General features: G+C 72.4%; 14 protein-coding genes. 10 read left to right on the top strand and 4 right to left on the bottom strand.

All coding sequences use genetic code 11. The annotated features are described in order from the left end of the window. Positions 1-148 precede the first annotated feature (148 nt). The 3 genes from RBH18_RS21080 to RBH18_RS21070 are packed head-to-tail and all read left to right on the top strand — an operon-like array spanning position 149 to position 1537. Complete coding sequence (locus RBH18_RS21080; protein WP_306210373.1) at positions 149-544, top strand: YbaB/EbfC family nucleoid-associated protein; 396 nt, start codon at positions 149-151, stop codon at positions 542-544. Next, complete coding sequence (locus RBH18_RS21075; protein ID WP_306210371.1) at positions 537-851, top strand: type VII secretion target; 315 nt, start codon at positions 537-539, stop codon at positions 849-851. Before RBH18_RS21080 ends, RBH18_RS21075 begins: the two co-directional genes overlap by 8 nt. Beyond that, a complete protein-coding gene (locus tag RBH18_RS21070) occupies positions 848-1537 on the top strand; it encodes a WXG100 family type VII secretion target (protein ID WP_306210369.1) in 690 nt (229 codons plus the stop codon). Before RBH18_RS21075 ends, RBH18_RS21070 begins: the two co-directional genes overlap by 4 nt. Positions 1538-1541: 4 nt before the next feature. Here the strand turns inward: RBH18_RS21070 and RBH18_RS21065 are convergent, their stop codons facing one another. Together RBH18_RS21065 and RBH18_RS21060 are read right to left on the bottom strand one after the other, a co-directional pair. Continuing rightward, positions 1542-1934: a hypothetical protein gene (locus RBH18_RS21065; protein ID WP_306210367.1), complete on the bottom strand. Its 393-nt coding sequence runs from the start codon at positions 1932-1934 to the stop codon at positions 1542-1544. Between the two features lie 16 nt (positions 1935-1950). Then, on the bottom strand, positions 1951-4194 hold the full coding sequence (locus tag RBH18_RS21060; RefSeq protein WP_306210365.1) for a DUF4132 domain-containing protein: 2244 nt from the start codon (positions 4192-4194) through the stop codon (positions 1951-1953). Between the two features lie 307 nt (positions 4195-4501). Here RBH18_RS21060 and RBH18_RS21055 point away from each other — a divergent pair, with 307 nt between their 5' ends. Both RBH18_RS21055 and RBH18_RS21050 read left to right on the top strand, forming a co-directional pair. Next, positions 4502-5002 (top strand): hypothetical protein, encoded by a 501-nt coding sequence (locus tag RBH18_RS21055; RefSeq protein ID WP_306210363.1) that lies wholly within the window; start codon positions 4502-4504, stop codon positions 5000-5002. A gap of 4 nt (positions 5003-5006) precedes the next feature. Then, positions 5007-5369: a hypothetical protein gene (locus RBH18_RS21050; RefSeq protein WP_306210361.1), complete on the top strand. Its 363-nt coding sequence runs from the start codon at positions 5007-5009 to the stop codon at positions 5367-5369. Between the two features lie 17 nt (positions 5370-5386). On the opposite strand, the gene RBH18_RS21045 is transcribed toward RBH18_RS21050, so the two are convergent. Further along, positions 5387-5845 carry a VOC family protein gene (locus RBH18_RS21045; protein WP_306210359.1) on the bottom strand — a complete coding sequence of 153 codons (459 nt, stop codon included), beginning with the start codon at positions 5843-5845 and terminating at the stop codon, positions 5387-5389. A 97-nt stretch (positions 5846-5942) separates the two neighbouring features. Beyond that, positions 5943-10268 (bottom strand): S8 family serine peptidase, encoded by a 4326-nt coding sequence (locus RBH18_RS21040; RefSeq protein WP_306210356.1) that lies wholly within the window; start codon positions 10266-10268, stop codon positions 5943-5945. A gap of 268 nt (positions 10269-10536) precedes the next feature. On the opposite strand from RBH18_RS21040, the gene RBH18_RS21035 reads away from it, so the two are divergent. The 5 genes from RBH18_RS21035 to RBH18_RS21015 form a co-directional block, all read left to right on the top strand. Continuing rightward, complete coding sequence (locus RBH18_RS21035; RefSeq protein ID WP_306210354.1) at positions 10537-11001, top strand: winged helix-turn-helix domain-containing protein; 465 nt, start codon at positions 10537-10539, stop codon at positions 10999-11001. A gap of 153 nt (positions 11002-11154) precedes the next feature. Beyond that, a complete protein-coding gene (locus tag RBH18_RS21030; protein WP_306210353.1) occupies positions 11155-11805 on the top strand; it encodes a DUF4232 domain-containing protein in 651 nt (216 codons plus the stop codon). A gap of 43 nt (positions 11806-11848) precedes the next feature. Continuing rightward, positions 11849-12943: a LolA-like protein gene (locus RBH18_RS21025; RefSeq protein ID WP_306210350.1), complete on the top strand. Its 1095-nt coding sequence runs from the start codon at positions 11849-11851 to the stop codon at positions 12941-12943. Further along, positions 12940-13845 carry an ABC transporter ATP-binding protein gene (locus RBH18_RS21020; RefSeq protein ID WP_306210348.1) on the top strand — a complete coding sequence of 302 codons (906 nt, stop codon included), beginning with the start codon at positions 12940-12942 and terminating at the stop codon, positions 13843-13845. Before RBH18_RS21025 ends, RBH18_RS21020 begins: the two co-directional genes overlap by 4 nt. Continuing rightward, positions 13842-14215, top strand: a 374-nt coding sequence (locus RBH18_RS21015) for an ABC transporter permease (protein ID WP_306210346.1), incomplete at its 3' end; no start/stop codon positions are given. The genes RBH18_RS21020 and RBH18_RS21015, both read left to right, overlap by 4 nt.

Here is a 14215-nt window from a genome sequence, read left to right as displayed (position 1 = left end):
CAGTGGCGCAGGTCATGACCGAACCCGGCCGATCCGGGCATTACACCGGCCGATCGCCGCCCGGCGAGAGCGGATCGAGAGCGGATCGAGAGCGCGGCGACCTTGTTATGCTGAGCCGATCGATCGACCGGCGCGGGGGTGGACGCTCATGCCCGACATCCTGGATCCCGACGACGCCACGGATTACCTGCGCCGATGGAAGGGCCGGGTCGATCAGCTGGCCGCCGACACCCAGGAGATGAGCGCGCGGCTGGGCCGGCTGCGGGCCACGGCGGACGACGGCGAGGGCTTCGTCGAGGTGACCGTCGACTCCACCGGCGTCCTGGTCGATGCGGCCTTCACCGAGCGGATCCAGCGGTACGGCCCCGAGGTCACCTCCCGGGCCCTGATGCGCGCCATCCGGGCGGCGAAGCGCAAGGCCGGCGACCAGGCCCGTGCCGTCGTGGTGGAGACGATGGGCGCCGACTCGCCCGCCGGGCAGGCCATCGCGGCGCGCGTGGAGCTGCAGCTGCGCGCCGACGCCTCGGGCGAATCCGATGGCTGACGGGTTCAGCGTCGACCCGGAGCAACTGCGCCGGCACGCCGACGCCGTCGAGGCCGTGCGAGCCCGGTTCGCGGCGATTCAGGGCGCGAGCGCTGCGATCTCGGCGGACAGTGCTGCGTACGGGATGCTGTGCGGTTGGATCGCCGGCATCCTCGAGGGGCGCCATGCGGAGCAGGACGAGCTGATCGCGTACGTAGCGGAGAACCTGTCCCTGGCGGCAGCTGCCCTGCGCTCGGCGAGCAGCGGCTATGAGGGCACCGACGAGGACATCGGCCGGCAGATCCGTCGAGCCGGGGGCCTGGCATGACGAACCCGCTGGTCGCCACGGCCGGCACCGACGCCACCGGGGCGTCGCTGGCCGACAGTTTCGCCGGCCTGCACCAGGCGGTCAGCAGTGGCACCTGGGTCGACTCGGCCCTGGCCGGCGGCGCGTTCGCCGTGGAAGCCGCCGCCACCGTGCTCGACCCGTTCAGCGCGCTGCTGTCCAACGGGCTCGGCTGGGCGATGGAACACTTCGAGCCGCTGCGCGAGATGCTCGACCAGCTCGCCGGCATCCCGGACCGGGTGATCGCCCACGCCGGGACCTGGACCACCATGTCCCGGGAGCTGCTCGCCATGGCCGACGACCTGAACGCGAGCCTCGCCCACGACCTGCCCGACTGGACCGGCGACGCGGCACGGTCCTACCAGGGCCTGATGGCGAACAACGTCGACGCCCTCGGCGGCCTCAGCGTCCTGGCCGCCACCATGTCGTCGGCGACCCAGGCGGCCGGCAACCTGGTCACCTTCACCCGCGACCTCGTCCGCGACCTGATCGCCGACCTGGTCGCCCGCGTCATCGTCTGGGCCGCCGAAGCCCTGGCCGTCGTGACCATCCCCGTCGTGGCGGCCCAGCTCGCCTCGGCGGTGGTCAAGTGGGCCGGCCGCATCCTCGGCTACACGACGGCCCTGGTCGAAAGCCTCAAGAACCTGCGCCGGCTCCTCGACGGGTGAGGAATTAGCCGCCGACGAGGGGGATCAGGCGGATGAAGGACACCTCGTTGTCGTGGCGGAGGTCGATCCATTCGTCGAGGTGCTCGATCTGGCGGTCGCTGGTGAGCATCACGAAGCCGTTGCCGGCGAAGGCCGCGCACGCGATGTCGGCCTGGTGCTCCCAGTCGATGCGGTGGCCGCCCGGCAGCCGGAATCCCTGCGGCGTCTCGGTGGCCGCCGCCGGGCGCACCAGCCCCCGGAACACCTTTCCCCCGCCCGCGTTGTAGCGCGCCACCTCGTCGCGGACACGCAGGCGCAGCAGTTCGCGGGCCGTGATGCGGTCGGGGAGGCCGGCGAGCGTGCGGGTGGCGAGCTCGCGGCCGGTCATCGTCTCGTCGCGCAGGCGTGCTTCGGCCATGGTTGCCCTCCCCGGGTCAGCGCGGCAGCTGCCGCAGGATGGTCGCGTCCGTGATCGTGTCGTCGGCGGCCAGGAGGAAGGCCTTGGACAGGATCAGGGACAGACGTTCGTCGTCGTCGAAGGGCAGGGTCACGCGGGCGCCGCGGCCACCCGGGACGATGCACAGGTACGCGTCGTGGGGCTCCATGAGGATGTTGCCCGAGCCGAGGTGGATCTTGTAGACGGCGCGCGTGCCCCGCACCCGGAGAAACCGGTCGGTGAGTTCGCAGCGCGCGCCGATCGCGAGGCGCGGCAGCAGGCGGGCCAGCATGTCCCTGCGCACCTCGGCGCCGCCCGTCAGCGCACCGAAGGCGGCGCCGGCCCAGTACGCCCCGAAGCGGTGCTCGCCCCGGTCGGCCCAGCTGTCGTCGGCCGCGATCGAGGTCACGCCGACGAAGAGGTCGACGTCGCGCATCGCCTCGCTGAGCACGCGCGGCGGCACCTCGGTAACGGGCACCTGCTCCCACAGCCGGCCGTCGCGGCGGGCGAAACGCACCTGGTCGGTGGTGCAGTATTCGACCGGGCCGGTGCGGGCGCCCTCGTCCTCGTGCACGAGGGCGTGGAAGAACGACGCCTGCCAGGTGGCCGCGGCGAGCTCCCTGGTGGCCTCGCTCTCGTAGCCGCTGTCCCAGTGCCCCAGATAGGACGCCGACCAGCCGCGCACCCGCAGCAGTGCACTGGCCTGCCGATAGCGCAGGATGTGGCCGGCGAACCGGTTGGAATAGACGCGCGTCCGCTCCTCCGCGGGCGTGAGCTTGTACACCTCGCGGAACGCCTGCTTGAACGGCTGGCGAAGCCCGGCGGCGGCGATCCGGTCGCGCCATGCGGCCACCTCCGCAACGTCGGCCTGCACCGGATGCCACAGCCGCACGACAGTGCCCGGACCCTCGGCGGCATCGGGCAGGGCCGCCGTCCAGGTCTGCCCGTCGGCCGAGAACTCCCAGATCAGCCGGCGCGCGATCGAGCCGGTGACCGGGTGCCGCAGGTAGCGCTCGCGCCACACCTCCCACGGCCACGTGCGGTCCTGCGCCAACAGGTCCTCGACGCGGGCACGCTCGGCGGCGAGCGTCTTGGTCAGCTCCCTGGCCACCGCCCGCGCCTCGTCCGCGTGCTCCTTCACCGCGGCGGGCAGGCTTTTCCACCTACGTCCGTCGCGCCGCGCCCGCACCACGGCCTTCTCCCCCACGATCTCCACGACGATCGTGCACCCCTCGGGCGCCGGCCAGGACCGGGACCCGTCCGCGTCGAGCCCATGGTCATCGACGGCCAGCTCCAACGCCTCGCCCGGCGCCCAGTCGCGCGCGGCGCCGAGACGGTCCAACGCCGTCCGTACCCGTGCTCGCAAGGGTTTGCTCCGCGTGACGAGCGCGAGCCGGGCAAGACCACGCACCGGCGCAGCGCCCTCCCGCCCGACCAGGATCTCCACGGCTGCGGTGGCCGTCAGCGCGGCCTTGACCCGGGCGCCCTGACGCACCGGCTCGCCGGCGACGCCCGCCACCCGGGCTATCACCACCGTGGTCTCCTCGGAAGGATCCGACGCGGCCGCCATCCAGCAGAGGCCACGCAGCAGCCAGTCGTGTTCGTCGTGCACCGCCACGGCAACGTCGGCGAACGCGCCCAGGATGCTCCGAACCGCCTCGGTCAGCCCCGGACCGGCCGTGAGCAACGCCTCGCCACGACGCAGCCAGCTCCTCGGCGGCACCGGCTTGGCGAGCGTCTCGGCGAACTCGAGCACGGCCCTGAGCGCCGGATCGGCAACCAGCGGACCGAGTGCGGCACGGGCCGCCGGCCCGAAGGCGTCGAGCTTCGACAGCAGGTGCGGCGGAAGCTCGACGGTGAGGCGCCCGAGCGCCCGGCCGTACTGCGCGGTGAGCCGGCGCCGGATCTCCCCGGGCATCTCCCACTCGCCGCAGATCTGCTCCATGGTCGCAGCCAGGGCGGCCTCATGAGCCCGAACCACCTCGACCGGCACCTGCTGCGCGATGATCGCGGGCAGATGATAGGCCTGCCCGTCGTACGACACGAAGTCGTCACCCAGGGCCCGCAGGCTCCACCCGAGATCGTCCGCGTGCCACGGCACCGGCTCTCGCGTGATTTCATAGATCTCGGGCTCCGGCTCGAAGTCGGGCCACCCCCTCGCCACGGCGGACATGTGCCACTGCAACGCGGCCAGGCGCTGACGCTCGCCGAGCCACTCCTCTTCGGACACCTGAGCGGTCATGCCCCGCATCATGCCGAGGGGGTACGACAAAATCCGTGTCCATTGATACGTTGCTATCTATGTGGCGGGCTGCACCGTGACCGGGCGGCCACGGCATCCACGCGACGACGGGAACGACGACGACGGACCCCCACCCGGAGGTGGCGGGCCGAGGCCGGGTGACGGCGACAACGTGGCGCGCGCCCAGGAGGCGGTTGCCCGGGTCGCCCGGCGGGGTCGGCCACTTCCCGACGCCGGCTCCGGCCGAAGGGACGACCGGGCAATCTCGTCCTCCTCGCCTCCGGAGGACGCCGAGCTCAACCGGATCATGGCGGTGTACGAAGGGCTCGGAAGCGAGCCGCCCACGTTCAACATCGCCAGAAACGACGATGCCCATCGGGACAACGGTGCGCACACCATCGACGTGCACGGGCCGCAACTACCACTGCGCAGAGATCCGGCGCGACGGACCGTCGAGGGGCGCATCTACGGCGACCACGACTGGGACAAGCCCGCGAACTGGTCCCTCCGGTGGACCGATCACACGACGATGAACCGCGAGATCAACGACTACGTCCGGCAGAACTGGGAGGAGATCCGCTCCAACCTCGCGATGGAGGGCACCCACACCGGCGCGTTCAGCGCCGGGCACCGCGTCGGCGAAGGGTTCTACAACGACGGCATGTTCGGCGTCGGGCCCCGCAACGCCCGGTACACGGTCGCCAGCATCGTCCGGGTCGCGATCGACCTCGACACCGGCGCGGATCCGCCGCAGCCGTTCATCGTCACCGCCTTCCCGGCCGGCATCCTGCCGTTCGGGCTACTGTGACGTCATGGCGACGCCTGACCTGCCGGAGTCCCTGCGGGCACAACTGGCCCGGCAGGCTGACCAGTCACCGGTGGAGACGGTCCGGGAGTTCATGCTCGGCCATGTCGCCGACGCCCAGAGCCTGCAGGAGGTCCGCGGACGCCTCCGGCGCATCGCACAGCACAGCACTCGTCTGCATCGACGCGTCCTGCGCGCGCTCGAATCCGTCACGGCCGCTCCGCTGCCGGAGGGGACTCTCGCCCGGCTGGTCGGCTGGGACGGCAACTGGGTCCTCGACGACCAGTCGGACGCCGGGGCGGCCGAGTTCCTCCGCGAGCTGGCGCAGCTGCTCCGCGGCATCCTCGAGGAGCCCGACCAGGCCCGTTGACCCCGTCGTCCGCCACGTCAGACGACCATTGTCCGCAATGCCTGGTCGAGGGTGGTGAAGACGGTGCCGGACAGCGGGTCGGGTTGGCCGGGCGCCGGGGCGTAGAGCCACCACAGGTTCCGCCACGGGTCGAGCATCCGGCCGAGCGTCGTCTCGCCGTAGAACGGGGTCGGCTCGGTGACGATCGTCGCGCCGCGCGAGGTGGCGCGGGTGAGGGCAGCGGCGACGTCGGTGACCCACACCTGCAGGAGGCCCGGCCGGGACGACCAGCCGTCGAGGCGGTCGGCGACCATCAGGTTCACGGTGCCGAAGCGCAGCTCGGCGTGAATCAGCTTGCCGTCCGGCATCGGGGTGCGGGCTTCGACCGTTTCGGGGACGCCGAACACCTCGGACACGAACGCGATCAGCCCGGCGGCGTCGTCGACGATGACGAACGGGTTCAGGGCGGCGCCGGCGGGCGGGGACGTGACAGTCATAGCCCCGACTGTGCGGGGTATTGCGGTCAGATGCCGGCCGCTTGGGCAACGGGCGGCGGCCCGGTCCGCGAGGGACCGGGCCGCCTGGGGGTGTGCGTCAGAGGGACTTGGCGATGGCGATCCGCTCACGCTGGGCGCAGGAGATCACCGGGTCGAGGTCGTAGTCGGCGGTGAGGACGAAGCCCGCGCTCACCTTGATGCTCTGCACCTCGGGGATCCAGCCGTCCTTGGCCACGATCACCTGGTACGTGCCCTTCGGCAGCCACCACTGGAAGTGCCCGGACGCGTCCGCCACCAGGGTGTAGCTGGTCGTGCCGTTGAGGCGGACCGTTGCCTTGAGCGGCGTTTCCGTGCCGCTGCAGGAGACGCCGGTGACCGTGCCCTGGAGCTTGCCCCAGCTGGCCGGCGGGGAGACGTTCATCTCCACGTCGACGGCCGGGACCGCGTACGGCGTGTCGGCCCGCAGCCCGAGCTGCGCGGTGAACGTACCGGGCTGTGCGACGCCGGCCGCCGCGGTGGCGGTCAGCGTCACCTTGACGGTCTTCGACTTGCCGGGGGCCAGCTCGAACGAGGCCGGGTCCTCGGTCAGCCACGTGACGTCACCCTCGGCGTCACAGTTGCCCAGGCCGTCGAGGAGGGCGCTGTCGCTGTTGCCGACGAACGGCGTCGCCGAGCCACCGATGCGGTAGAAGCCGCAGGCCGCGGCGCCACGGTAGCGTGGGGCGGCCATGGCGGGCAGCGTGCTCCACGTGCCGGCCGCCGGGTCGAAGCCGATGACCTGGCTGGTCACGCCGCTGGAGTCGTTGGCCACGCCGCCGGCCAGGACCAGGAGGCCACCGGCGGCGGTCGCCTGTCCGCCCCAGAGGTCGAGCGGGGCGTCGGCGGCCGCGGTCCACGTGCCCGCACCCGGGTCGAGGACCTTGGTCGCCTTGGTCGAGCTGACCCCGTCGTACCCGCCGGCGCAGTAGACCTTGCCGCCCACGGCGCCGCAGCCGAGGAACGACGTCTCGTTCGGGTAGGCCGTCGCGGTGCTGAAGGCGCCCGCCGCCGGGTCGAAGACGACCGTGTCGGCCGAGGGCGTGCAGTCGCCGTCGAGGCAGCCGCCGACCAGGTAGATCTTGCCGTCCACGACCGCGGATCCGGCCGCCGAGGTGGCCTTGGGGTTGGTGGCGCCGAGCGTCGACCACGTGCCCGCGGCCGGGTCGAAGACGTCCACGGTGGCGACGGGCGTGCCGCCGGTGCCCCAGCCGCCGAGCACGTAGAGCTTGCCGTCGACCGCCGCCGCGACCGGCTTGGAGCGGACGGTCGGCAGGTCGGGCAGGGACGTCCAGGCGCCGTCCGCGTAGACGAACGCCTTCTTCTCGTTGCCGGTGCCGCTGCCGCCACCGACGGAGTACACCTTGCCGTCGATGACCGCCGCGGCGTTGTCGAAGATGGCGAGCGGGTAGCTGGGCAGCGCCGTCCACGAGTCCGCGGCCTTGGTGCCCACCTTGGGGTTGGTCGCCGCGAAGGTCGGTCCGGTCATGGCCGGGCTCAGACCCTTCATCGGTACGGTGACCCCGGCCGACCCCTGCGTCCGCAACGCCTCGAAGCCCTGGGGCCGCTCGAGCACGTCCACGGTCGCGGTGGCGTTGCCGGTGTTCTTGACCGTCACGTTCGTGGTGCGCGTGGTCCCGTACGTCTGGAAGCTCTGGATCTCGGTCGGGGTGACCGTCAGCCGGCTCGCCGAGAGGGCGAAGTCGGCCTTCTTGACCCCGTTCGCGACGACCGTCACCGACTTGGTGAGCGGCTGGTAGGGCGCCTTCGTCGCGGTGAACTGCTGCGCGCCGGCGGCCGGCGCGAACAGCCAGTAGAAGCCGCCCTCCCCGGAAACGCCGGAGCCCTCGCCGCCGGCCACCTTGACGCCGGTGAGCGCCGCGCCGGTCAGCGAGTCGGTCGTGGTGCCGACGACCAGGCCGCCCGGGATCGGCGTGCAGGCCCGGTTGACGACCTGGACGTCGTCGATCTGCCACCACCAGGAGTACGAGCCGGCGTACCGGAAGCGGAGCTTGGCGCTCGCGGCACCGGCGGCCGGGGCGAGCGACACCTCCTCGGTGACCGGGCCGCGGCGGTTGGCGGTCTGGTGCCACACGTTGGTCCAGCTGGCCCCGTCGTCGACCGTGACGTCGATGTCGATCGGGCTGCTCAGCGCGTAGTAGTCGCTCTTGAAGCGGACGAACGGCGCGGTCTGGTCGCTCAGGTCCAGCGCCGGCGTCACCAGGTCACTGTCCTGGCTCTTGCCCGAGCCCAGCTTGTCGCTGTCGATGATGGCGAAGCCGCCGGAGCCGCCGGTCTTGTTGCCCCGGCTGCCGATGTCGGTGAAGCCCCAGCCGCCGCCGTCGGTGCGGTTGACGACCGTCCAGCCGGCGGGCGTGTCGGTGGTGTCGAAGGACTCGGTCAGCACCGGTTCCCCGTACGACACGGAGTAGCCCGCGGCCGTGCAGGCGGGAGCGACCGGCACGGCGATGTTCGCCGTCTTGGCGCCCGTCGCCACGATGACGTCCACCGTGGTCGGCTGGTAGCCGGGGTACTTGGGCGTGGCGGTGAGCTCGTACGCCGCGTTCGCCGGCAGGGCGACCGAGTAGCGCCCGGTCACCGGATCCGTGAGCACCGGGTCGCCGGGACGCCCGTCGACCGACACCGAAGCGTAGAGCGGCCAGCCGTGGCCCGAACCGTCGGTCACCGTGCCGCTGACCGTGACCATCGGCGCCGGGGTCAGCGCGAAGTTGACGGTCTTCACCTCGCCCTCGGCCACGGTGACGGGCGTGGTCTTGCTGACGTAGCCGTACTTCGCGGCGGTCACGTCGTACGTGCCGGCCTCGAAGGTGAGCTGGTACTTGCCGTCCGCGCCGGTGGTGACCGTACGCCCGGCGGCGGTGACCGTCACGTCGGCGAGCGCGCTGCCCGTACTCGCGTCGGTGACCGTGCCCGACGCCCGCGCGACCGGGCCGCGGGGCGCCTGGACGACGGCGTTGTAGACGTCGAGCCGGCCCTCGCCGTAGATGTTGTTGTCGTCGGCCGTGCCGCCGCAGGAGGTGTCGTTGGTGTCGATGGCCGTGTCGTCGAGCAGCTCGCGGGTCGCCGCGATGTCGCCGCGCAGCGAGGGTGCCGCCGCCCAGATCAGCGCGACCGCGCCGGCCACGTGCGGGGTGGCCATCGACGTGCCGTCCCAGGAGTCGTAGCCGCCGGGGATCGACGAGCGGACCGCCACGCCGGGCGCGGAGATGTCGGGCTTCACCGAGTTGTCGATCGACGACGAGCCCTTGTTGCTGAAGGCGCCGATCACGTGGTTCGAGCCGTAGGCCCCGACCGCGTACGACACCGGGTAGTCACCGGGGTCCGACGCCGAGTTGCAGGGCGCCGTGCCGGGCGTGTTGCCGTTGGCGAAGGCCGGGAAGATGCCCGCCGCGGCCCACGCCTCGACGGTCTCCTGGTACCACAGGTCGCCGCGGCCGCCGCCCCACGAGTTGTTGACCACGTCAGGCCGCAGGTCGGGGCGCGGGTTCTGGCCGTTGCTGTCGGTCGGCGCCAGGATCCACTGGCCGGAGGCGAGCAGCGACGAGTCCGAGCAGCTGCCGCTCTCGCAGCCCTTCGCGGCGATGAACTTCGCCCCGGGCGCGACGCCGATCTTGTTGTCGCCGCCGTCGTCGCCGACCATCGTGCCGATGGTGTGCGTACCGTGGCCGTGGTTGTCGCAGGGGCCGGTGCCGCCGCAGACGTTGGCCGGGTCGAACCAGTTGTAGTTGTTGTTCACCGACCCGTCCGCCTGCAAGCCGCGATAGTGCGACTTGACCGCCGGGTGGGTGATGTCCACGCCGGTGTCGACGTTCGCGACGACGATGCCCTCGCCGTTGTCGGCGAACTCGTCCCAGACCCGGGTGGCGCCGATGTCGGTGATGTTCCACTCGACCGCCGCCGTGCCGGCCTTGGCCGCGCCGTGCTTGGCGACCGGCTCGGGCACCTTCCAGGTGCGGACCGGGTCGATGCGCTCCACGTCGGAGCGGGCCGCGATCGCGTCGAGCAGCTCGCGGTCGCCGGTCACCCGGACCGCATTGGCGATCCAGTAGGTCGAGTACTTGGCCTTGTGCGAGTCGAGCAGCGACCGCAGGCCCTTCTGGCTGTCGGCGGCGGTCTCGGTCAGTTGCTCGTACACCCGCGCGGTCCGGTCGCCGTCGTCGGCGATCCGGCTCGCGGCGGACAGGTCGGCGCGCTCCCGCAGGTAGACCCAGAAGCTCGTGGTGTCCTCGGCGGCCAGCTTGGCCAGGACCTCCGAGCTGACGGCGGGCGTCTTGTCCGCCGCCTGGGCGGCCTGCGCGGGCAGGCCGGTCAGGGTGATCACCAGGGCCAGTGCGGCCCCCGTGAACACCCCAGGTCGTACTCGCATGTAATTCCTCCCCCAGAGAAATGACGCGACGGCACGGTGAGTAGCGCACGGGACACCCAGTGCATCCATGACCGTCGCTGCCATGCTCCGGTCCGGCAACGGTGTCGATCAATGGCGCCATTCGGCCAAAAGCCGGGCAGACGGGAGGCGAAACCGTTTCGATGCTGTGAATTACCTATGGATGGATGTTGACCAAACTCGATGCCCCGGCGTTTGCTGGGGGCACCCGCGTAGATCCCGGAGGAAGCTCGTGATGGGTCGGTCCGGCATGCCCTTGGTCGTCTGCGTCACCCCGGACCGCGAGGTCCGCGAGTCCCTCGTCCGCCGCCTCGACGACCTCGGGGCCGTGCTGGTCTGCTCGGACATCGCCGAGCTGCGCGCGATGCTCGCCCAGGTCGAGGCCGGCGCCGAGGAGGTGCCGCCGGTCGTGCGCTTCGGCGACCTGGTCGTCGACAACGAGCAGCACACCGTGGCGTGGCGCGACCGGGCCCTCGAGCTGACCCGGCTGGAGCACCGGCTGCTGACCCGGCTGGCGTCACCGCCGGTCACCGTCTGGTCCTACGAGCGGCTCTTCGCCTCGGTGTGGGACAGCGCCTACCTCGGGGACTCGTCCATCCTGCACTCCGCGGTGAAGCGGCTGCGCTCGAAGCTGCGCGCCCTGGAGGGCGGGCCGGTCGTCGAGACGGTCCGCGGCATCGGCTACCGGCTGGCCGCGGTGCGATCCGGTCGGTAGACAACGCTGTCAGGCCACGGTCCAGCCACCTTTGCCCGCCCCCGCAGGGATGTCGAGCCTTGCGCCGGGTGGCACGGAAGGGGGAGTCAACCGCCCGGCCACGCTCGTAGCGTTCGAGATGAGCAAGATCCATCGACGACGGAGGCGACCACGATGCGTGACATCAAGCGGACGACGATGCTGACGGCCGGCCTGCTGGGCCTCGCGCTGAGCACGGCGGCGTGCACGGGCACCGACTCCACCACGACCAGCGCCGCGCCGGCCACCTCGGCGGGCGCCGCCACCAGCTCGCCGACGCCAGCGACAACCACGAGCAGGCCGGCGCCGGAGGACGACGGCGACGACGGCAGCGGCAGCGGCGGTCAGACGGCGGGGTGCAAGACGGCGGATCTGAAGATCACGGATGAGGGCGACGAGGGCGGCGGCTCGGCGGGCCACCACAGCGAGTTCCTCATCTTCGAGAACATCACGGGCAAGGCGTGCTCGCTCGAGGGCTACCCGGGCGTCTCCTTTGTCACCGGCGACAACGGCGAGCAGGTGGGCAAGTCGTTCCAGCGGACGCCGGCCGACAGCCCGCTCATCATGCTGACCCCCGGCGACCGGGTGCACGCCACGATCGAGATCGCGAACCCGCAGGCCGTCGACGAGAAGACCTGCAAGCCGGTGCAGGTGCGCGGCTACCGGATCTACCCGCCGGACGAGACCGCGGCCGCGTTCGTCAGCAAGCCGCAGACCGCCTGCTCGGCCGGTGACTTCGCGGTGGGCCAGGTCAAGCCGATCGCGCCGACGACGTCCGACAGCTGATCTTTCCCCGGCTTTTCGGGCGCGCGGGTAGATTGGCTGGCCTATGGGCGCGCACGGCACCGTCGTCAGCTCGCAGGCACGCCGGCGCTGGCTCGTCGTGCTGGTCGTCGTCGCGCTCCTGGCCGCCGTGCCCGTGCTGCTGGCTTTGCGCCCGGCGGCGGCCGGCGAGATCGAGATCGGCGCGCTGCGGGCCCGCATCGCCGCCTCCGGCGGACACCCCTTCCACGGGTACGCGCAGAGCAGCGGCCTGCTGCCCGTCCCCGACCTGCCCGGGCTGTCCGACGTGACGTCGCTGGTGAGCGGCGTGACCGAGATGCGCACGTGGTACGCGTCGCCCGAGCGCTGGCGCGTGGACGTGCTCGACGGCGCCGCCGAGACGGATCTCTACCAGGCGGACGGCGCGCAGGTCATGTGGGAGTCGGCGGCGGGGCAGCTGACCCGGATCGAGGGCCCGCAGCCCGTACGGTTGCCACGCGGCGCCGATCTCACCCCGCCGGCCCTGGGCGCCCGCCTCCTAGCCCTCGCCGCCGGGGACACGTTCTCCCCGCTCGCCGCCAAGCGGGTCGCCGGGGTGGACGCCGCGGGCCTGCGGATCGCGCCCGGCACGGCCGGCACCACCGTCGCGCGGGTGGACCTCTGGGCCGACCCGGACACCGGCCTGCCGTTGCAGGTCGAGATCACCGCCCGGGGCGGGAGCCGGCCGGTGTTCGTCACGCGCTTCCTCGAGGTGCACCTGTCCGCCCCGGACAATGGCGTACTTACGCCACCCGAGCCGGGCCCGGGCGTCGGGTCGGTCGTCACCGACACGTCGGACCTGCTCGCCGCCGCCAACCGCCTGGGCCGCGGCGGGCTGCCGGAACGGCTGGGCGGCTTCGCGCGGCAGGCCACCCCGCTCGCGGCCGCCGGCGTGTACGGGACCGGGTTCGCCCGGTTCGTCGTCGCGCGCCTGCCGGGCGGGGCGGGCCGGCGGGCGTACGAGCAGGTGCGCACCTTCGGCACGGCGGTGGGCGACGACGCGGCCGTCCTGCCGACCGGGCTGCTCACCGTCGGGGCCGTGCGCGGCGGGCGCGGGACGTACCTGATCGCGGGGCTGGCCGAGCCCGCGGTGATCCAGCAGGTCGTGAGGGAGCTCTCTTGATCGTCACGCGCGGTCTCACCAAGAGGTACGGCCGGATCACCGCCGTGGACGACGTCGGGCTCGACGTGCGCGCCGGCGACCGGTACGGCCTGCTGGGCCCCAACGGCTCCGGCAAGACGACCCTGGTCCGGATGCTGCTGGGGCTGGTCTTCGCCACGCGCGGCGAGATCGAGGTGCTGGGGCGCCCGGTGCCACGCCGGGTCCGGGAGGTGCTGCCGCAGATCGGGGCGATGGTCGAGGGCCCCGGCGCCTATCCGCACCTGTCCGGCCGGACGAACCTGAAGCTCTTCGACGCCGCCGGCCCGGGTGGCAGCCGCCGCGACCGGGGGCGCCGGGTCGGCGAGGCGCTCGAGCGGGTGGGGCTGGCCGGCGTGGACAGGCGGCCCGTCCGTGCGTACTCGCTGGGCATGCGGCAGCGGCTCGGCCTGGCCGGGGCGCTGTTGCGCAAGCCGCGCCTGCTCGTGCTGGACGAGCCGACCAACGGTCTCGACCCGCGCGGCATCCGCGAGGTGCGCGACCTGCTCACCGAGCTCAACGCCGAGGGGACGACCGTGCTGCTCTCCAGCCATCTGCTCGGCGAGATCGACGCCTTCTGCACCCGGGTCGGCGTGATGGACCGCGGCCGGCTGGTGTTGCAGGACGATCTCGCCGGGCTGCGCGCGCCCACCGGCCGGGTGCTGGTGGGCACGCCGGCGCCCGAGCGCGCGGTGGCGCTGCTCGACGGGCGGGTCGAGCGCCGCGACGGGACGTCCCTGCTGGTGCGGCACGCCGATCCGGCCGCCCTGAACAGCGAGCTCGTGGCGGCCGGCATCCCGGTCGCCGAGATCACCGCCGAGCGGCGGTCCCTGGAACAGGTGGTGCTGGACGTGACGTCGACCAGCTCGGATCGGGTGGACCCGTGATCGGCGTCGAGCTGGCGAAGCTGTTCCGGCGGCCCCGGACGTACGTGATCACGGGGTTGCTCTGTGCCCTGCCCCTCATCGTCGCGGTGTTCCTGGCGACGACCCGGGTGCCCCCGCCGCCGGGGCAGGGTGGCGCGTTCCTGTCGGCGGTGCTCAGCAACGGCGCCCTCTATCCGGCGGCCGCGATGGCGCTGGTCATGCCCGTGTTCCTGCCCGTCTCCGTGGCGGTGCTCGCGGGCGACGCCGTGGCCGGGGAGGCGACCGCGGGCACGCTGCGCTATCTGCTCGTCCGGCCGGTCGGCCGCACGAAGCTGCTCGTCGCCAAGCTCGTGTCGCTGATCGTCTTCGTGCTGTTCGCGATCGTGGCGGT

The organism is Actinoplanes oryzae, assembly GCF_030757795.1.
GTDB lineage: Bacteria > Actinomycetota > Actinomycetes > Mycobacteriales > Micromonosporaceae > Actinoplanes.
Note: the sequence above shows the minus strand (reverse complement) of the source record. Positions and strands in the feature narration are given on the sequence as shown.